Origin of the sequence: Corynebacterium sp. SCR221107 (assembly GCF_027886475.1) — a bacterium.
In the GTDB taxonomy this organism is placed as follows: Bacteria; Actinomycetota; Actinomycetes; order Mycobacteriales; family Mycobacteriaceae; genus Corynebacterium.
Window position 1 is genome coordinate 2324734 of the sequence record NZ_CP115670.1, and the last position, 19634, is coordinate 2344367.

Genomic DNA, 19634 nt, shown 5'->3' on the forward strand with positions numbered 1-19634 from the left:
GCAAACTTCAAGACTAGTACTCTACGTTACTGGCCGGTGCTTTGCACGCCTAGAGGGGTGAAAAACAACCCGCACCCTGTTCATGCGTTCAGGATGCGGGATGAAACAACTCCCCCTCTTAGCGGGTCAGCTTGCGGTGGGTCACACGCGAGGGGCGAGCGGCGTCGGGGCCGAGGCGCTCGACCTTGTTCTTCTCATAATCCTCGAAGTTACCCTCGAACCAGAACCACTGGCCTTCGGCGATGTTGCCCTCCCAGGCCAGGATGTGGGTACACGTGCGGTCCAAGAACCAGCGGTCGTGGGAGATGACCACGGCACAGCCCGGGAACTTCTGCAGCGCGTTTTCCAGCGAACCCAGGGTCTCGACGTCGAGGTCGTTGGTCGGCTCGTCGAGCAGGATCAGGTTGCCGCCCTGCTTGAGCGTGAGCGCGAGGTTCAGGCGGTTGCGCTCGCCGCCGGAGAGAACCTTGGACGGCTTTTGCTGGTCCGGCCCCTTGAAGCCGAAGGCGGACAGGTAGGCGCGCGAAGGCATTTCGTTTTGGCCGACCACGATGTAGTCCAGCCCGTCGGACACGACCTCCCAGACGGTCTTTTCCGGGTCGATGTTCTCGCGGTTTTGGTCCACGTAGGACAGCTTGACCGTCTGTCCTACGGTGACTGTGCCGGCATCCGGCTGCTCCAAGCCCACGATGGTCTTAAACAGGGTGGACTTGCCCACGCCGTTGGGGCCGATGACGCCGACGATGCCGTTGCGTGGCAGTGTGAAAGACAGGTCCTTGATGAGCACCCGGCCGTCGAAGCCCTTGGTGAGGTTTTTGACCTCGACGACCTGGTTGCCCAGGCGCGGCGGGGTCGGGATCTGGATCTCTTCGAAGTCGAGCTTCTTGTACTGCTCGGCCTCCGCAGCCATCTCCTCGTAGCGCTGCAGGCGGGCCTTGTTCTTGGCCTGGCGGGCCTTGGCGCCGGAGCGGACCCAGGCGAGCTCTTCCTTCAGGCGCTTTTGCAGCTTCTGGTCCTTCTTGCCGGCCACCTCCAGGCGCTGTGCCTTGGTCTCCAGGTAGGTGGAGTAGTTGCCCTCGTAGGGGTAGAGCTTGCCGCGGTCAACCTCGCAGATCCACTGCGCGACGTGGTCGAGGAAGTAGCGGTCGTGGGTGACGGCCAGGACCGCGCCCTTATAGTCCTGCAGGTGCTTTTCCAGCCACTGCACGGACTCGGCGTCGAGGTGGTTGGTGGGCTCGTCGAGAAGCAGGAGGTCGGGCTCGGACAGCAGCAGCTTGGCCAGCGCCACGCGGCGGCGCTCACCACCGGACAGGTGGGAGACCGGCTCATCCGACGGCGGGCAGCGCAGGGCCTCCATGGCCTGCTCGATCTTGGAATCAACCTCCCAGGCGTCGGCGTGGTCGAGCTCTTCTTGAAGCTTGCCCATCTCCTCCATGAGCTCGTCGGTGTAGTTGGTGGCCATCTCCTCGGCGATCTCCTCGAAGCGTTTCTTCTTCTCGAAGATGTCGCCCAAGCCCTCCTCCACGTTCTCGCGGACGGTCTTGTCCTCGTTCAGCGGCGGCTCCTGCAGCAGGATGCCCACGGTGGCACCCGGATCGAGGAAGGCCTCGCCGTTCGACGGCTGGTCGAGCCCGGCCATGATCTTGAGGATGGAGGACTTTCCGGCACCGTTCGGGCCGACGACGCCGATCTTGGCGCCGGGATAGAAGGCCATGGTGACATTGTCGAGGATGACCTTGTCACCGATGGCCTTGCGCACGTTTTTCATCGTGTAGATGAACTCGCCCACAGTTAGCTCCCTTTGAGGCTAGAAGAATATAAGCAATAGTCAGTCCAAAGGGTACATGAGTTTTGCCCAACGCTCCTAGCCGAGGAACTACACCCCCACGGTCGCCGGGCGGGCCTCGACCTGGCGGGCCTCCGCGCCCGCGTCGTCGGCAAGCGCCGCGTCGTATTCCGCCGGGGCGGCCCCATCATCTTCCCCCGTGTGCTGGGTGCCGCGTGCCGGGTAGTGGTTGGCAATCATATCCTCGTGGGCCCCGCCGGGCGCGGGGATGTCCACGCCCGGGATGCCACGCACGTCCTCCGGGGTGGACTTGCGGCTTCCGGCGACGTAGCGGCTCAGCTCCAAGGCGACGTTGGTCGCGCGCAGGCGGGTGGCCTGGCGCGGGTTGCCCTCCTTGTCCTGCCAGTTGTTGGTGTAGAGGTAGCCCACGGCGATGACCGGGCGCCCCTTCTGGAGGGACTTCTTGGCGTTGACCGCCAGCTGTCCCCAGCACTCGACGTCGATAAACAGCACGTCCTGATCAACCCAGTTGTCTTCCTGTGGGCGGTTGGTGGCGCCGGTGCCTGGCGGGGTTGGAGCCCCTGTTGGCTGGTAGCCGGCGGCCTGGAGGTTGTTGGCTGCCTCCTGGCGAGCCTGTTCCTGGGTGCCGTTAGTGCCCGCGCGGCGTACGCGGCGGGAGGAGGCCACCCGGAGGCGACAGACGTAGGTGTCCTCACCGATGCGGTTGAGCACCGGCTCGTCGGTGAGGTGGCCAATGATGGTAGTGGCTGCGTGCATGATGCACTTCCTTTCTGCGCATAGATGACTTCGATCCAATGCGCTGGTCAGATGGTGTTATGAGGCGGAATTTTGCCTCACACCGGCCACTGTGATCGAAAAGGTCGACGCCGTCAACGGAGGAAAATAAAAAGGCCCGAAATCTGTGGATAACTCCGCTTCGGGAGAAGTTATCCACAGATTTCGGGCCGTTTTTTGCGGTGGCCTAGCGTGGGAAGTCTTTGTTGTGATATTCAGAAATGTTGTCCACCTGCCCCTTCGACATCGCGGCCAACATCTCGTTGTAGGCGTCCATTTCGTCCACGCCGGTTTCTTCCTCGCGCTGTTCCATCTCCTTGATCTCTGCGCGGTCTTCCTTCAGCCACTGCAGGAAAAGCGCACCGAAGACCACGATGAGTGGGAAGGAGCCGGAGGCCCAGGCGATGCCGCCGCCGACGTTTTGGTCATGCATGAGGTCAACCGCATATGGCAGGTCAAGGGTGGAGTAAAAGTCCTCGGCCAGGATCTGCGACAGCTGCATGAGGTAGACGCCGAAGTAGAGGTGGAAGGGCATGGAGAAGATGAGCCACGCCAGTCGCGACATGACAGATTCCTTCTTCGGCTTCGGGTCGCCGCCGATCATGCCCCAGTAGTAGACATAGCCGGACGCCAGGAACACCCAGTTCATGATGAGGTGACCGGCGTGCTCGGAGACCATCAGGTCGTACCAGGGGGTGATGTAGAGCAGGTAGAAGATGGAGACGAACTGCACCGTATTGACCGCCGGATGCATGATAAAGCGCAGCGACTTCGAGGCCAGCAGCGCGTTGATCCACTCGCGCATGCCGGGCATGCCGGGAGTGGATGCGGGCAGGACCTCAAGCGCGAGGGTCAGCGGCGCGCCGATGACCAAAAACACCGGGATGACCATGGACAGCACCATGTGGGTGACCATGTGCATGGAGAATTGGGCGGGCATGTACAAGCCCACACCCGAGCTCATGGACACCGCCAAGCCCACCGAGCCCAGCAGGAACCAGAAGGAGCGCCACCACGGCCAGGTCTTTTTCTGGGCGCGCAGCCTGACAAGCCCCCAGATATACAGGCCGGTGAGCACAATGCCGAAGGTGGTAAACATGAGGTCATAGCGCCAGACCGTCCACACGCCGGTAAACGTCGGCGGCTTGGTGACCTCGTAGCCCATCTCCAGCACCATCTGGGATAGGCGGATGTCGCGCGGCGGTGGTGGCGGGGTGCGCCCCAGAGACACGGCAACGCCCATGGTGGCGGCCATGATGACCGCCTCGACAACGCCCAGGCGCAAAAAGGCGCGCGGCTTGACCCCCAGCTGCGGGATGGTGACCGTGCGGTGGGCCCACCCCAGTAGCCCCAAGACCACCGTGAGTAGGAACTTCGCCAGCACCACCCTGCCGTAGGCCACGGTAAAGAGGTCTTCCACACGCACGCGGATGGCCGCATTAATCAACCCGGTCAGCGCCATCGCGAGGATGGATACCAAAGCGACCGTGGAGTAGCGGCGCACAGCCACCTCGAGGTTGGGTCCTAGGCGCCGGCCGTGCGCTATGAGCGCGATGAGCCCGCCGGTCCACAAGAAGGCGAACAGCAGGTGCAGCAGCAGCGAGTTGGTGCCGTAGTCGTGGTCGCCGCCGGAGGCGGAGTGTCCCTCCAACCCCAGCGGGGCGACCTGGATGATGGCGAACACGAGCCACACCGGCTGCCACATCCACGAGCGCAAGAACAGGGAGGCACAGCCGAAAACCAGCGCGATGATCGCTGCGGCCAACGCCGCCTGCGCGGCGGCAACCTGGCCTAGAGCCACTGACCACGAGGACGGCGATAGGGCCTGGCTCAAAGGCTGCCCCGAAACGTCGGAAAGCACCATCGGAACCATAAGCAGCTCGATCAGGCCGAAAATCAGTGCGGCGACGGAGCCGGTGCGGGCGGCGATCACGCCGTCGACGGTCAGCCTGGCTGAGGGCAGATCATCGCGATCCGGGGCGATGAAGAACGCGCTGGCAAGGAAGCTGCCCACAGAGAGGGCAACCATCACCCAACCCACGGCGCGCAACAGCGGATACCCGGCGGTGGTAAGGATGCCGGGGTCTGGGATTCCCAATGCGGCGAGGGAATCGCCAGTAAACAGCCAGCCTAGAAAGGCCGCGATCGCGCCTGCAACCGCGGCAAAACCCGCATACAGCGGCCATGATGGGCGCACCGTTGAGCGTGGGGACGTTGATTCAGCCATGCGTTAAAGGGTAGCCCACGCCCTGTCTAACACGGCGGACGGGAGCTACCGTTATCCCTCAAAAGTAGTAGAACTTGGCGACGGGCCCGACGCGTGCCACCCCCACGGCGCGATTAGTGCTTGACCGAGGACTCGATTGCGGTCGGTTCGCCCTCGGCCACCACCGTGACGATCTTGTCGGCCTTGCGCTTGCGAGCCCAGCCGATGATCATCGGCATGACCGAGATCACGATGATGAGGATCATGATCTTGTCGATGGAATCCGCGATACCGGGGATGCCGCCGAGCAGCACACCCACCAGCACCATCGACAACACCCAGCCGGCGGCACCGAGCACGTTCCACTTAAGGAAGCTGCGGTAGTGCATGTCGGCGGTGCCGGCGGCAAAGGGCACGTAGGTGCGCACGATCGGCACGAAACGGCCCAACACCAGCGCCAGCCCGCCGTGCTTGGCGAAGAAGGCCTCTGCTTCGTTGAGGTATTCGGTCTTCAGCACGCGCGCATCATCCTTGAACAGCTTGCGGCCGAAGCGACGTCCCAGCCAGAAGCCCACCTGATCGCCCAAAAATGCAGCAGCCATGGCCACCGCGATGAGCACGGGGACGGTAATACCTAGGTCGTGGCGCAAGATGGCGGCGGTCACCAGCAGGGAGTCACCCGGTAGGAAGGGAAACAGCACGCCGGATTCGATAAAGACGACCAACGCGAGGCCGCCGATGACATAGGGGCCGAACTGGTCGAGTAGGGCGCCTGCATCCATTAGGGTGGAAAGGCTCATGGGTGGGGTTTCTCCTCACACGTGTTCGAAGGGGTTGTTGGGGTTGGCAGCTGGCTCACCGTCCTGGCGCGGCTTGTCACCGTCTAGGGCTGTGAACCTTTCTTACTCGAGTTCCTATTAAATAGGCGCCGTTCTAAGAAACCGCCAAGAATCCACAACACAGCCGCGACCTGCGCCCGAAGCGTTCCGAGTAGGCTGTATTTTTGTGAGCACCCCCGATTATGACCGCGATCTTTTTCGGCAGTCCGCCCGCCGCATCTCGGTGCGGATGGGCCTGGTGTCTGCGGGCATGGTGCTCGCGGGCGCGGGCTTGTTCTTCTTCGCCTTGTGGTGGAAAACGTTCTCGGCCGACGGCCCGGAGACCTCGCACTACATCACCGTCTCCTTCGACATCATCGACCTTGTCATCGCCGTGGGCACCGTGGGCGTGGGCACGATTGTGTTGGCCACCGCGGCCGCGTTTTACTACTCCCGGGAGGCCACCGCCCCCTTGGCGGAGGCGATGACCAGGCAGCGCAATTTCATCGCGGATGCCTCCCACGAGTTGCGCACCCCGCTGTCGGTGATGCATCTGCGCGTGCAGCAGCTGCAGATCCTGGCCCGGGGCGATACCCGCATCGCGCCGGTGGCACAGGAATTGCGCGCCGACACCCAGGCGATGGCAGACATCGTCGACGATCTGCTGGCGATCGCTTCCGGCACGGTGGAGGATGCCGCCACCGATCTTGCTAGCGCCCTAGACGCCACCGAGACCCTGCTTGCGCCGAAGGCGGCCGCCGACGGGGTCACCCTTGCTCTTGCCGACGTCGACCGCGCCGCACCCGTGGCCATGTCGGCGGTCTCGCTGCAGCGTTGCCTTCGGGCACTGGTTACCAACGCGATCTCGCATACCCCACGCGGCGGCCAGGTCACCGTCGCCGTGGCCGATCGTGGGGCCGACTTCATCACGGTTACCGTCGCCGACACCGGCACCGGCATCACCGGCATCGACCCGGCGCGCGTCTTCGACCGTTTTGCCTCCGGCTCGGGCGGGCGCGACCAGTCCCACGGCATCGGTTTAGCCCTGGTCAAGGATGCCGTCACCCGCTGCGGCGGCACGGTGGCGGTGCACAAAAGCGATGCGGGCGGCACCACCTTCGCATTACGCCTCCCCCGCACGGAAAAGGAGCACTAGGCCATGCTGCCTCCACTGTTGTACCTGGAAGACGATCAGCGCTTGGGCGCGATCACCCGCGACCTTTTGGCCCTTTCCTGGGACGTGACCTGGGTTGCATCACTTGCCGACGCCAAGGTGGCACTCACCGACGGCGTTTTCTCGGTGTGCGTTTTCGATCGTTTGCTTGCCGACGGCGACGCCACCGAACTCATCACCTGGATGCGCGCCCGGCACGACGCCACCCCGGTGCTCATGCTCACCGCCCTAGGCCAGGTGCGCGATCGCGTCTCGGGACTCGACTCCGGCTCCAACGATTACCTAGTTAAGCCCTTCGATTTTGAAGAACTCGATGCGCGCCTGCGGGCGCTCACCCGCGACTACACCGGCGCCGGGCAGGGAATAGAGATCGGCTCGTGGGTCTTCTACCCCGACCGCGCCACCTTAGAATCGCCCTATACCGGGCGCATCCAGCTCACCGAAAAAGAAGCCCGCCTGCTGGCGGTTTTGGCCAAGGAGCCGCACCGGGTGTTTAGCCGCGAACAGCTACTCGGGGCGGTATTTGATCACGGCGACTCGCTTTCGACGGTGGACACCTACGTTCACTATGTGCGCCGCAAGGGCGACCGGGACCTGATTCAGACGGTGCGGGGCGCGGGTTATCAGCTTGGAACCCCCGCCTAAGGCGATCTGCCACCGCGCGTGCAACCTTGGCCCACAAGGGCGCCAGCATCGCCGACCACACCAGGGAGCAGGCCACGTCCATCGGGTAGTGCACGCCCATGACGAGCACCGTCACGCAGACCACCGGAGCCAGCATTACCGCGAATCCGCGTAGCAAGCGGCTATTTGTAATAAAGGAAAAGGCTCACCACCAGCGTCATCGCGAAGGAGATGACGCCACTGGAAAACAACTAATCCCCCACGGCTCATCCCCGCAGGTGCGGGGCGCTCGGTCGAGGTCTTCACGGTTCTTGATCGCTTCAAGGCTCATCCCCGCAGGTGCGGGGCGCTCTAGCTAAGACTAGGTGTCGTGTCCACCAGATCGGGCTCATCCCCGCAGGTGCGGGGCGCTCCGAAGTGTATGTGACCCCGCTAGGTGATGGACGGGCTCATCCCCGCAGGTGCGGGGCGCTCTTTCCTACCTAGACTGGCTGACAAACGGCAGGGGGCTCATCCCCGCAGGTGCGGGGCGCTCGTGATATGTCTTCCTGATCGTTAGTCGTGTATGGGCTCATCCCCGCAGGTGCGGGGCGCTCCGACGACAATAGTCATTGTGTCGGTTTCTTCGGGGCTCATCCCCGCAGGTGCGGGGCGCTCGCCGTGCAGAATTTCAAGAGGTCACCGGGCGTGGGCTCATCCCCGCAGGTGCGGGGCGCTCTATTTCCATGTCGGCGAAGGTCGCCGGGGTTGAGGCTCATCCCCGCAGGTGCGGGGCGCTCTTGCTGCTCCCAGTAGCGGTTGAGTAGCCCCTCTGGCTCATCCCCGCAGGTGCGGGGCGCTCTTTGTACAGTCCGATAACCCGGACGGTTTAGTGGGCTCATCCCCGCAGGTGCGGGGCGCTCTTCCACAGGTCGTACCGCGTTGTGGTTAGTTCCGGCTCATCCCCGCAGGTGCGGGGCGCTCCCTGACAAATACGCCCTAGTTGGCGGGCACCGCGGCTCATCCCCGCAGGTGCGGGGCGCTCCACTGTCTCGTAAACTTCGCTGGTCATTGGTTGGGCTCATCCCCGCAGGTGCGGGGCGCTCAGCAATTGGATGACGGGGCGGGTATTCGACCGGGGCTCATCCCCGCAGGTGCGGGGCGCTCCTAGCTTTGCGGTCATTTCTGCTCCTTGTGAAGGGCTCATCCCCGCAGGTGCGGGGCGCTCTTTTTCTCATCTAGGCGATTCGATGCCCTTTGCGGCTCATCCCCGCAGGTGCGGGGCGCTCAGTTCCAAAAGCTCGACGAACTTAAGGTGATGCGGCTCATCCCCGCAGGTGCGGGGCGCTCCTTCTTCAGGCTGGTGGCTGCGTTTTGCGCCAGGGCTCATCCCCGCAGGTGCGGGGCGCTCTTCATCCGTGGAAATAATGCCTAACGCGTGTAAGGCTCATCCCCGCAGGTGCGGGGCGCTCGTCATCGGATAGGCCACCGGGTAGATGCTCCAGGGCTCATCCCCGCAGGTGCGGGGCGCTCACCAGGCGATTATCAAGGCCCTGGGCGCTGGTGGGCTCATCCCCGCAGGTGCGGGGCGCTCGTGCGCGCTTACGCACAGCTGCTGGTGGAGATGGGCTCATCCCCGCAGGTGCGGGGCGCTCGAAATACCGGAGGGCGCGCCCGTTGTCCTAGCGGGCTCATCCCCGCAGGTGCGGGGCGCTCGCGCCTTAATATCCTCCCAGCTCACGACACAGAGGCTCATCCCCGCAGGTGCGGGGCGCTCAGCTTCGCAGCCATCGACGGGGTCACCCCGTCCGGCTCATCCCCGCAGGTGCGGGGCGCTCAGCTTCGCAGCCATCGACGGGGTCACCCCGTCCGGCTCATCCCCGCAGGTGCGGGGCGCTCGTGGGGGTCCATACTTTATCAACAACCGCACGCGGCTCATCCCCGCAGGTGCGGGGCGCTCGCATCGACTGTCACCCCGGATAGACTGGGGCGAGGCTCATCCCCGCAGGTGCGGGGCGCTCCTCCTTCGGAGATGAGCAGCCCCCACACCCCACGGCTCATCCCCGCAGGTGCGGGGCGCTCACATCCTGCATCGCAGCAGCCACATCCGCACGGGGCTCATCCCCGCAGGTGCGGGGCGCTCTTATGCGCTGGATGAGGATAATGCCGCGTTGCGGGCTCATCCCCGCAGGTGCGGGGCGCTCTGCGGGGGTCGCATGTGGCTGCGGCGTATGAGCGGCTCATCCCCGCAGGTGCGGGGCGCTCTCCTTTTTCAATGCACATATTTTCGCACACGTGGGCTCATCCCCGCAGGTGCGGGGCGCTCCATCCGTTCGTCGCTGACCATCCACGAGAAAAGGGCTCATCCCCGCAGGTGCGGGGCGCTCGCTTCCAGCTGGCGCTTTGAGTTTGAGTATTGGGGCTCATCCCCGCAGGTGCGGGGCGCTCTCGCGCTGGTGCTGCCCGCCAATCCATTGAGGGGGCTCATCCCCGCAGGTGCGGGGCGCTCTGACTCTATCGACTGGGAGGACGCGCCCGACGGGGCTCATCCCCGCAGGTGCGGGGCGCTCTGGCACACGCCCAGGTCGATGACCTCAAGGCCGGGCTCATCCCCGCAGGTGCGGGGCGCTCTAAATAGCGGTGAAATCTGTTAGTGACTGACAGGGCTCATCCCCGCAGGTGCGGGGCGCTCGCAGCCGCTAACACCCCCAGGCGTGTGATGGTGGGCTCATCCCCGCAGGTGCGGGGCGCTCACATCCGCGTTGAATTTGGGGAATACCGGAACCGGCTCATCCCCGCAGGTGCGGGGCGCTCCCAATAGCTTTCTCAGATTAGAGTAGGTAGCAGGGCTCATCCCCGCAGGTGCGGGGCGCTCTTCCTCCACGCCGATGACCTTGTAAATCCGAAGGGCTCATCCCCGCAGGTGCGGGGCGCTCCCCGGCGTGTACGGAACATCCCGGTGGCGACAGGGCTCATCCCCGCAGGTGCGGGGCGCTCCTAAAACCGAGCCCATGATTTCCCGCACCCATGGGCTCATCCCCGCAGGTGCGGGGCGCTCTGCGCACCCCACACCGAGGCCCGAGCAGACCGGGGCTCATCCCCGCAGGTGCGGGGCGCTCGTCATAGCGGGCGTGGGGTCGATTCTTGCGCAGGGCTCATCCCCGCAGGTGCGGGGCGCTCAAACGACGGCGTTAGTGTGGTAGTCCTTGACTGGGCTCATCCCCGCAGGTGCGGGGCGCTCCTGGAGGCGATGCTTTCGGATATTTTCACGCAGGGCTCATCCCCGCAGGTGCGGGGCGCTCTACACGAGCACCCTCCGCGCTAGTACGCTGGCCGGCTCATCCCCGCAGGTGCGGGGCGCTCTGCTTCACCCCAATCGATGTGGTTGGCGAGCGGGGCTCATCCCCGCAGGTGCGGGGCGCTCGTCTGGTGCTATCAGTCCTGCCTCTGCTAACGCGGCTCATCCCCGCAGGTGCGGGGCGCTCTACGCGCCACCGCACGCCCACGTGTACGACCCCGGCTCATCCCCGCAGGTGCGGGGCGCTCGAACGAGAACCACGACTTCTTTAGTGGTTCGGGGGCTCATCCCCGCAGGTGCGGGGCGCTCCCTGCTGGCCTCGCAGTGGGGGTCATTATCGGAGGCTCATCCCCGCAGGTGCGGGGCGCTCATCTACAAAGTCATCAACCGACAGTCACGCCCGGGCTCATCCCCGCAGGTGCGGGGCGCTCTCCGGCGTGTCCAACCACTGCTCGGGGGAATCAGGCTCATCCCCGCAGGTGCGGGGCGCTCCTTGCCTCGGTGGCGAATGAAAAGGTGGCCACGGGCTCATCCCCGCAGGTGCGGGGCACTCGATACGTCCATGATTACCGGCGTGCATGGGCACGGCTCATCCCCGCAGGTGCGGGGCGCTCTTGTAGATGTTCGAGTTGTAGCTCAAATCTACGGGCTCATCCCCGCAGGTGCGGGGCGCTCCCGGTTGTGTCCCCGCAGGGACTCCGGCAGGTGGGCTCATCCCCGCAGGTGCGGGGCGCTCTTCCGCCTCCCAGTGCTTAATCCTCGCCGTGGCGGCTCATCCCCGCAGGTGCGGGGCGCTCATAATCTCCCCTCAATTGAGGAAGCAGCCGGGGGGCTCATCCCCGCAGGTGCGGGGCGCTCTCTCCACTCTGCGGGCAGCTGGTATCGTCTCACGGCTCATCCCCGCAGGTGCGGGGCGCTCACTGATTTTATTAAGGGGTTTTTCACCCCACAGGGCTCATCCCCGCAGGTGCGGGGCGCTCTCCACCCCATCATCACCCCCACCCTTGAAATCGGGCTCATCCCCGCAGGTGCGGGGCGCTCTTCACTGGGCGCCGAAGGAGGAAGAATGAGCAAGGCTCATCCCCGCAGGTGCGGGGCGCTCCCTTTTTGGCCGAAATTTACGATCACCGGCGTGGGCTCATCCCCGCAGGTGCGGGGCGCTCAGAACCCGGCACCGTCGCCTACCTCCACCCACGGGCTCATCCCCGCAGGTGCGGGGCGCTCTTCACTGGGCGCCGAAGGAGGAAGAATGAGCAAGGCTCATCCCCGCAGGTGCGGGGCGCTCCCTTTTTGGCCGAAATTTACGATCACCGGCGTGGGCTCATCCCCGCAGGTGCGGGGCGCTCAGAACCCGGCACCGTCGCCTACCTCCACCCACGGGCTCATCCCCGCAGGTGCGGGGCGCTCACACCAACAAGCAGGGAGCCAGAGGCGGACACCGGCTCATCCCCGCAGGTGCGGGGCGCTCTATCCGCATCTGCCCCTGAGCCCGCGGGGGCTGGGCTCATCCCCGCAGGTGCGGGGCGCTCTCCGCGAGCGTCGCCTTCGCAGCGCAACAACGGGGCTCATCCCCGCAGGTGCGGGGCGCTCCCCATCTCCTGCTCCAACGAGATACGGCGCTTCGGCTCATCCCCGCAGGTGCGGGGCGCTCATTTCCTTGAGGAAGGGGTCTAGGCCGGTGCGCGGCTCATCCCCGCAGGTGCGGGGCGCTCCCCGGCTTTCTGTGCCAGCAAATCCAACAAGGCGGCTCATCCCCGCAGGTGCGGGGCGCTCCTTTCGGCACTGGCTAAGCAGCATGGTGTGTCGGGCTCATCCCCGCAGGTGCGGGGCGCTCCTTTCGGCACTGGCTAAGCAGCATGGTGTGTCGGGCTCATCCCCGCAGGTGCGGGGCGCTCCTGCTTGTTCTTGTGTGGTGAATTCGCGGGTTGGGCTCATCCCCGCAGGTGCGGGGCGCTCGGCTTAACAAATCCCACGAACTTCTTTTTCATCGGCTCATCCCCGCAGGTGCGGGGCGCTCGTGCAGTTGGATTCTATGCAGTCGTCTATTGGGGGCTCATCCCCGCAGGTGCGGGGCGCTCGTCATCTCAAACTGCTCACAACGAATGTTCTTGGGCTCATCCCCGCAGGTGCGGGGCGCTCGCCAATCTGGATGCTGGGAAGATCACTACGGGGGGCTCATCCCCGCAGGTGCGGGGCGCTCGGTACACGGCGATTGTGCAGCGGAGTGCCCCGGGGCTCATCCCCGCAGGTGCGGGGCGCTCCATAAATGTTCTGATCCTTCGCGCTGAAAAGGCGGCTCATCCCCGCAGGTGCGGGGCGCTCACCGGTCTGCACTGTCCACTTGGTGATCCAGCGGGCTCATCCCCGCAGGTGCGGGGCGCTCGACATGCGCCGCCATCGGCGTGAGCGGGATGAGGGCTCATCCCCGCAGGTGCGGGGCGCTCACCGGTCTGCACTGTCCACTTGGTGATCCAGCGGGCTCATCCCCGCAGGTGCGGGGCGCTCGACATGCGCCGCCATCGGCGTGAGCGGGATGAGGGCTCATCCCCGCAGGTGCGGGGCGCTCCTCAACTCGTGGGAGCCGGGCACTGAAAACGGGGGCTCATCCCCGCAGGTGCGGGGCGCTCGTGGTCCTCGACCCGATCGGTGCCGCCTCCACGGGCTCATCCCCGCAGGTGCGGGGCGCTCGGAATGCAGATCGAGCACTTCCTACTGGTGCACGGCTCATCCCCGCAGGTGCGGGGCGCTCCACGACGCCTACCACAAAGGCGCGCAAGTGATGGGCTCATCCCCGCAGGTGCGGGGCGCTCTGACTTTGCCTGTCACTAGGATTGAGCCTGTTGGGCTCATCCCCGCAGGTGCGGGGCGCTCACCAAACCCAAGCTCATAAACCTGGGGGTAGGCTGGCTCATCCCCGCAGGTGCGGGGCGCTCCTATCGGCGGCCGCGTCGATCATGATCGCCAGAGGCTCATCCCCGCAGGTGCGGGGCGCTCGGTGTGGTGGGGGTGGTCGCATGACCGCCCCACGGCTCATCCCCGCAGGTGCGGGGCGCTCTATCGGGTTGGCTACATACGGTGTTTCTGGTGGGGCTCATCCCCGCAGGTGCGGGGCGCTCGGCCTGTGCAACACCACCTGGTCGAGGCGGTCGGGCTCATCCCCGCAGGTGCGGGGCGCTCCTGTCTTATGAAGCCGAAAGACTCACCCGCATCGGCTCATCCCCGCAGGTGCGGGGCGCTCTTTCCTCCCATTCGGTGATGAAACGACGGTGCGGGCTCATCCCCGCAGGTGCGGGGCGCTCTCGTGTCACCACGGCCACGCAGGTTGCAGTCACGGCTCATCCCCGCAGGTGCGGGGCGCTCTTCTCCTCACCCTCCTTAACCTGCAATTCGGGGGGCTCATCCCCGCAGGTGCGGGGCGCTCGAAATCGCCGCTCAGACAATTACCGCCACGCACGGCTCATCCCCGCAGGTGCGGGGCGCTCCCAGAGTTGCGGTGGCAACTGCTGTATCTGCTGGGCTCATCCCCGCAGGTGCGGGGCGCTCGAGGAGGAGGGGAGCTAGTGACTTGGTTTAAGGGGCTCATCCCCGCAGGTGCGGGGCGCTCCGCGACAGATCAGTCTCGTCGTACTGGCCGACCGGCTCATCCCCGCAGGTGCGGGGCGCTCTCATCGCTGATACCGGTGCGGCACAGGCGCAGGGGCTCATCCCCGCAGGTGCGGGGCGCTCTGCGAGCGACCCGGCGCGCATTAGCGACGTGCGGGCTCATCCCCGCAGGTGCGGGGCGCTCCGATGATTGCCCGGTACGTCACTAAGGGGATGGGGCTCATCCCCGCAGGTGCGGGGCGCTCGGGGTCGTGGGTGCGTTTGGTAAGGTCGCGTACGGCTCATCCCCGCAGGTGCGGGGCGCTCCACTGATAAATAGCATTCCTCACCGTTGGGTTGGGCTCATCCCCGCAGGTGCGGGGCGCTCCTCCCACCACTGTGCGTCCGTTTCCCGAATGACGGCTCATCCCCGCAGGTGCGGGGCGCTCTGCTACGACGTCTGACATGCGCAGTCCCAACAGGGCTCATCCCCGCAGGTGCGGGGCGCTCCTCTTGGTGGTTACCTGTCGGCTCCGGCTTCGGGGCTCATCCCCGCAGGTGCGGGGCGCTCTCTCCTCGGCACTGAAAGTCTTCGACGGGTTAAGGCTCATCCCCGCAGGTGCGGGGCGCTCTGACCGCGAACTCCAGCTCGCCCTAGACCGCTAGGCTCATCCCCGCAGGTGCGGGGCGCTCGCTAATCCCCAGATTAAACGCCGCCTCTGCAGGGGCTCATCCCCGCAGGTGCGGGGCGCTCTATAGGCGGCGATCAGCAGCACACCCAGACAGAGGCTCATCCCCGCAGGTGCGGGGCGCTCTGATCACAGGCGGCTTCAAGGTCGCGGGCTTGCGGCTCATCCCCGCAGGTGCGGGGCGCTCTTGAGTAGGGAGGAATTGACACGCTCGCCAGTCGGCTCATCCCCGCAGGTGCGGGGCGCTCCGACCAGGGCGGCGTGGGCCTCACCCTCGCCAGGGCTCATCCCCGCAGGTGCGGGGCGCTCGAGCCCGCGAGCTCCCAGAAGTCCACGGCGGACGGCTCATCCCCGCAGGTGCGGGGCGCTCCTCTAATTTGAGAAAGCTATTGGCTAGGTGCAGGGCTCATCCCCGCAGGTGCGGGGCGCTCGCCGACTTATGCCCAAGCTGCGTCTGCACCACCGGCTCATCCCCGCAGGTGCGGGGCGCTCTTTTTCTGGTCTTGCACCTAGGGCAGCTAGTGCGGCTCATCCCCGCAGGTGCGGGGCGCTCCCCACGCCCTTATCAACCATCCATTTGCTTCCGGGCTCATCCCCGCAGGTGCGGGGCGCTCTCCACCAAGCGGTTGAAGTCCGTCGCCCCGATGGGCTCATCCCCGCAGGTGCGGGGCGCTCGGCAAGGGGTTTCCTGTGGAGCATCCGGCATTGGGCTCATCCCCGCAGGTGCGGGGCGCTCGTTGCTTGTGTTTGTGAGTTGGCCAGCCTTTTCGGCTCATCCCCGCAGGTGCGGGGCGCTCTGTAGCGCAAGGACCGGGTTGATGTCCCATGCGGGCTCATCCCCGCAGGTGCGGGGCGCTCCCTTAGTGACCAGCGCGTTTAGTGCCTCATTTACGCTAGCACATGCAACTTTCCAGCCGCTTGGTGCCTCAACGCTCTTGGTTGAATCACCAATAGCGCCGAGCTTTGCTCCAACCGGTGCGACGAGTTGTGCTCTTCTTATTCGGTCGCACCATGAGTTTCACGCCATCGAAGTCGGTCGGTTCCCAGTCGTGCCGATGAACCTTGAAGTCAAGACCTTGCTCATTTGCCGCGTTGTGGACCAGAATCGCCCGACCATCCTTTACGAGGTCGCAGGTTCGTTGCCAGATTGCTTCCCTTACCCGCGCGGTTGGTCGACCTACGAACACACCCGGTGAAATTTCGAGTAGCCACTTGGTCAGATCTCCGCGCAGACCGGCGGGACAAGCCGTGACGACGAGTACCATCATGGACTATTGATCCTCCCAATTCACTCCGCTCGGCACCACCGCAAGGTCGCTCCACAGACGTAGTTCTGCGTCAATTCTGTCTGCTTCGGAACGGACTTCCATCAGAAAAAGCAAGTCCTTAACCATCCTCTCCACTAGCCGCTTTTCGACGACCTTGTCACGGACGTGGTGACGAACAATTCGGTCGGCGTTCATTTGTGCGCTCGCGACAGCGTCAAAAGCTGCGGGAATGGTTATTTCTGCTTTGTAAAGATCTGCGAGATCGTAGACGAGGGATCGATCGGTGCCTTGATGGACGATGCCTAGAGCTGGGTTGAATCCAAGACTGACGATGACGGCATGGGCGATCCCATAAAGAGCTGCATTTGCAGCAGTCAGGGCCCGATTGATGGGGTCACCAGAGTCAAAGTCATTGGGATCATAGCTTCGGCGGTTCCAAAACACGCCGGTGCGTTCACTTTCCGCAGCGTAGATGCGCTTCATACGGGCGCCTTCGCGTCCACGAAGCTGTGCCATGGTGAGCCGCGAAACGTCCTCACCGGGGAACCTCATGGCATACATCTGTCGCGCGCAATAAAGGCGGCGTCGTTGATGAGTCACAATTTCCGCTTGGGCGATTGCATTTCGAGCAGTCTTGGCAACTGGCCGCCCGTGTGCATAGTAGCGGATGCCCTTTTCCCCCACCCATGCCACGCTGACGCCCGAATCACCGAGCAACGCCATCGCAGCGAAGGTCACTTTTGTGCCGGGGCCAAGCAGCAGCACCGCAATGTCCGTCGCGGGGACATGGGCGATCCCGCGATGGTCATGGATAGTCAATGCATTGTTGTCGCGGTTGACTGCCGCTCTTTCCACATAAAGGAAGGAGATCCGCTCCTCCACTTTGGAAAGCGATAGCCGGTCAAGTGGTTCGCTGCTTGGTTTCCCAGTCACAATAGTTCCTAACGTTGCGCCAGTGTCAAGAGTCCGCAACCATATGCTCGCCCGCGGCCGATTCCACCGAAAAGTGCCGCTCTAAGTAGCTCGGGGGAAGTCACTTCCAGCACACCGCGGTAACGAACCGTCCCAAGCGTGACCTTTCGGCGATTATCTTCCGCCGACTTCGCAAAACGAAGATGGTTGCGCTCGACTATGACGCACTCTTTCGCAACGAATCCGTGCCTTTGGGCGCGATCGAGAAGCCACGCGGACTGCCCTTCATCACCGACGAGTGGGACCACCTTCCCCCTCTTACCGCCCTTCACTGGGACGGACTTGGTTGGATTCGCGACCAATTCGAAATTCCAGTGTTGCCCTCTTAGTAAAGCATCTGCAAAGGGGGCATAATTGGCGATTTCAGCAGGGCGTGTTGCCCATCCTGCCTGCTCAACGATGTGGCTGGCATCGCTGGCTTCAGGGCCGACGATGTACAACACATGCTCGTGTTCTCGCTTGTCCAAGCGCCAAAGCACCCGGGCGGATTCATTAAGGTCGGGTGGAAACGCCGCACGAACTGCGGCGTGCATGACCTGAGGATTGGTAATCAGTCGACGGGCTTGACGCCGCTCGGGGTTAAGCAGCACTCGAGTCAGCGTGGTCATACCGACATCACCGCTTCCATAAAGGGATCTTCATGCTTGCCATCCTCATTCACAAAGACTGCACCTGTAGGGTCTTGTATAACCTCGCGCCACCCGTACTTGCGATGCTCTTGTGAGAAGGAGATAGGAACATCCTGACGAGGTACACCTATCTCACCTGGATCAGCATCGCGGAAAATTGGCAAAGCCACCTTCTTAGCGCGCTTAGACTTGTGAGATTTCGAGGCTTGCCATTCCAATTCTTTCAGCGCCTCGACAGCCGAACCTGGCCTTACACCAATTAGCAGATCCGGCGACACCGGGCACGACCGACGACCAAGGAACAGAGGAAAGCGCGGGTTTAGGATGGCCCCACGAAGAGCCTCAATCATCTCATCATCGTCGCTTTCGATCGCAGCAACGAAGACGGCATCCTCAAGGAAATACCTAGTCACCAGTGAATTTCCTCCGCCAACTTGCCATTTCTCCGCCGTCTGGAAGTCCTTGAGCAACGTTCCGGGCTGATCCACTCGTACAGCGAAACGCAATCCTGCAAGATCCTCAATCGGATCCGCTCGGCGTCGACCTTGTGCTGCTGCCAATAGGCCAACAACTCCCGACTTCGTGGGCATGTGGCCTGTGGCGCGAATACCGTACCGGCTCTCATCTCCCCATGATTGCATGGGGCCTTTCAGCCGCAAAAGCAGAGTTGAGGTCACTGCGCTTGCTCCTCCAGGAAGACATTCAGCGCAGAAATCAGACCGTCAAGGGTAGTCTTTTCGGCGAGACCCTCAAAGGCATCTGCAAGGTCTCCCAACCCCATCACCAACGCCTTAACTGGCACGAATCCATAGGTCTGTTCGATCTCGCGTTCCTCATCGGCTAACTTCTTTGCGCCTTGTGCACGGCGACCTGCGGTCTCATCCGCGACAACGGGTTCCTCGAATGCATTGACGAGCGATACGGACCGGCTATCGCGGACGGCCACATAAACTAGTTCTGGCAGCGTGTTATTGGCGAAGGTGTTCTGTTTACCAGTTGGCATGCTGGTGACAAAACTCTTCACAAAGGCAGCAACCGCCTCACGAGCCACGTTCGCATCACCGAGGTTCTCCGTGAGTGAATCTACGTCGACGGTGGCGAAGCGGTAGAGGGTGGAAGACATCATTTGCACGGTGCCGATCATGCCAGCACCAGCTTCGTCTTTGTCTTCTACATAGTCGTCTACGGCGGTGAAGTAGTCGAACTCCGGCTCGGACTCGTGAATTCCCAAGGCGTGAGCGACCTGTACCGATGCGTCAACGTTGTAGTTTGGGTCATCTGCAAGCATACGACCGAACATCGCAATGTCCACGCTGTGAGCGGTATCCAGCGCTTCTTTGGCCAACTTCTTATCGGGCTTTCCCTCCGATTCAATAGCGAGTGCCGCCGCCTTCTGGATCTGGTCTGCGCTCAGGAACACAAGGTAGCCAGCCTCAGGATTTCCAGCCGCTGCTTCGTCGCCCTTCTTTGTCTTCTTTTCGGTGACCTTAATCCCAGCAGCCTTGAACACGGACTCAGCGAGCTTGGCAGCTTCTTTTTCGTCGAAGTTTTCGCTTTGCTTGCGAATTTCTTCGGCAACGATGTCCACAACCTTGCGAGTACGGAATCCAACTGACCCTGCAGGTAGGGTGGCTTCGAAATCCTTGCGGATAGCCCGCTTCCACGATTGCGATGACACTCGCTGGCGAGGGACCCCACCGAACACAGCCGTCTTAGGAGCGCCGGTATCGTCGCGGTTGATCAGGCTCGGTGGCAGGGTCTGTAGTGCGTGAATGTCGATGAACAAAGTCATGAGTTTTCCTCTCTCTTGGCTT

The 19634-nt window shown here is 63.7% G+C and carries 11 protein-coding genes and 1 CRISPR repeat array; of the genes, 2 read left to right on the forward strand and 9 right to left on the reverse strand.

Translation table 11 applies throughout. From position 1 onward, the window contains the following. Positions 1–118: 118 nt before the first annotated feature. The 4 genes from ettA to PAB09_RS10070 all read right to left on the reverse strand — a co-directional run bounded on the left by ettA (position 119) and on the right by PAB09_RS10070 (position 5587). Entirely contained in the window at positions 119–1789 is a 1671-nt protein-coding gene (gene ettA / locus PAB09_RS10055) for an energy-dependent translational throttle protein EttA (RefSeq protein WP_271033536.1), read from the reverse strand. An 87-nt stretch (positions 1790–1876) separates the two neighbouring features. After that, on the reverse strand, positions 1877–2563 hold the full coding sequence (locus tag PAB09_RS10060) for a single-stranded DNA-binding protein (protein WP_271033537.1): 687 nt from the start codon (positions 2561–2563) through the stop codon (positions 1877–1879). Positions 2564–2768: 205 nt separating this feature from the next. Continuing rightward, entirely contained in the window at positions 2769–4808 is a 2040-nt protein-coding gene (locus PAB09_RS10065; RefSeq protein ID WP_271033538.1) for a cytochrome c oxidase assembly protein, read from the reverse strand. A 113-nt stretch (positions 4809–4921) separates the two neighbouring features. Further along, a complete protein-coding gene (locus PAB09_RS10070) occupies positions 4922–5587 on the reverse strand; it encodes a DedA family protein (RefSeq protein WP_271033539.1) in 666 nt (221 codons plus the stop codon). Between the two features lie 205 nt (positions 5588–5792). Between PAB09_RS10070 and PAB09_RS10075 the strand changes: the two genes are divergently transcribed. Further along, positions 5793–6761 carry a sensor histidine kinase gene (locus PAB09_RS10075; protein ID WP_271033540.1) on the forward strand — a complete coding sequence of 323 codons (969 nt, stop codon included), beginning with the start codon at positions 5793–5795 and terminating at the stop codon, positions 6759–6761. 3 nt (positions 6762–6764) lie between these two features. Next, entirely contained in the window at positions 6765–7424 is a 660-nt protein-coding gene (locus PAB09_RS10080; protein WP_271033541.1) for a response regulator transcription factor, read from the forward strand. 242 nt (positions 7425–7666) lie between these two features. Then, a CRISPR array of direct repeats spans positions 7667–15809; the repeat unit is 28 nt; unit sequence GGCTCATCCCCGCAGGTGCGGGGCGCTC. 86 nt (positions 15810–15895) lie between these two features. Here PAB09_RS10080 and cas2e read toward each other — a convergent pair. The 5 genes from cas2e to cas7e are packed head-to-tail and all read right to left on the reverse strand — an operon-like array spanning position 15896 to position 19612. Then, complete coding sequence (gene cas2e / locus PAB09_RS10085) at positions 15896–16219, reverse strand: type I-E CRISPR-associated endoribonuclease Cas2e (protein WP_271033542.1); 324 nt, start codon at positions 16217–16219, stop codon at positions 15896–15898. Positions 16220–16222: 3 nt separating this feature from the next. Next, positions 16223–17152, reverse strand: coding sequence for a type I-E CRISPR-associated endonuclease Cas1e (gene cas1e, locus PAB09_RS10090; RefSeq protein WP_271033543.1), 930 nt, complete (start codon positions 17150–17152; stop codon positions 16223–16225). Positions 17153–17160: 8 nt separating this feature from the next. Beyond that, positions 17161–17799, reverse strand: coding sequence for a type I-E CRISPR-associated protein Cas6/Cse3/CasE (gene cas6e, locus PAB09_RS10095; protein ID WP_271033544.1), 639 nt, complete (start codon positions 17797–17799; stop codon positions 17161–17163). Further along, a complete protein-coding gene (gene cas5e / locus PAB09_RS10100) occupies positions 17796–18497 on the reverse strand; it encodes a type I-E CRISPR-associated protein Cas5/CasD (protein WP_271033545.1) in 702 nt (233 codons plus the stop codon). The genes cas6e and cas5e overlap by 4 nt, the downstream gene beginning before the upstream one ends. Continuing rightward, entirely contained in the window at positions 18494–19612 is a 1119-nt protein-coding gene (cas7e, locus tag PAB09_RS10105; RefSeq protein ID WP_271033546.1) for a type I-E CRISPR-associated protein Cas7/Cse4/CasC, read from the reverse strand. Before cas7e ends, cas5e begins: the two co-directional genes overlap by 4 nt. Positions 19613–19634 lie beyond the last annotated feature (22 nt).

Bases quoted from the DNA above. Each gene is read 5' to 3' on its own strand.
- PAB09_RS10060 (WP_271033537.1), bottom strand. From the start codon at position 2,563: ATGCACGCAGCCACTACCATCATTGGCCACCTCACCGACGAGCCGGTG.
- PAB09_RS10065 (WP_271033538.1), bottom strand. From the start codon at position 4,808: ATGGCTGAATCAACGTCCCCACGCTCAACGGTGCGCCCATCATGGCCG.
- PAB09_RS10070 (WP_271033539.1), bottom strand. From the start codon at position 5,587: ATGAGCCTTTCCACCCTAATGGATGCAGGCGCCCTACTCGACCAGTTC.
- PAB09_RS10080 (WP_271033541.1), top strand. From the start codon at position 6,765: ATGCTGCCTCCACTGTTGTACCTGGAAGACGATCAGCGCTTGGGCGCG.
- cas2e (WP_271033542.1), bottom strand. From the start codon at position 16,219: ATGATGGTACTCGTCGTCACGGCTTGTCCCGCCGGTCTGCGCGGAGAT.
- cas6e (WP_271033544.1), bottom strand. From the start codon at position 17,799: ATGACCACGCTGACTCGAGTGCTGCTTAACCCCGAGCGGCGTCAAGCC.
- cas7e (WP_271033546.1), bottom strand. From the start codon at position 19,612: ATGACTTTGTTCATCGACATTCACGCACTACAGACCCTGCCACCGAGC.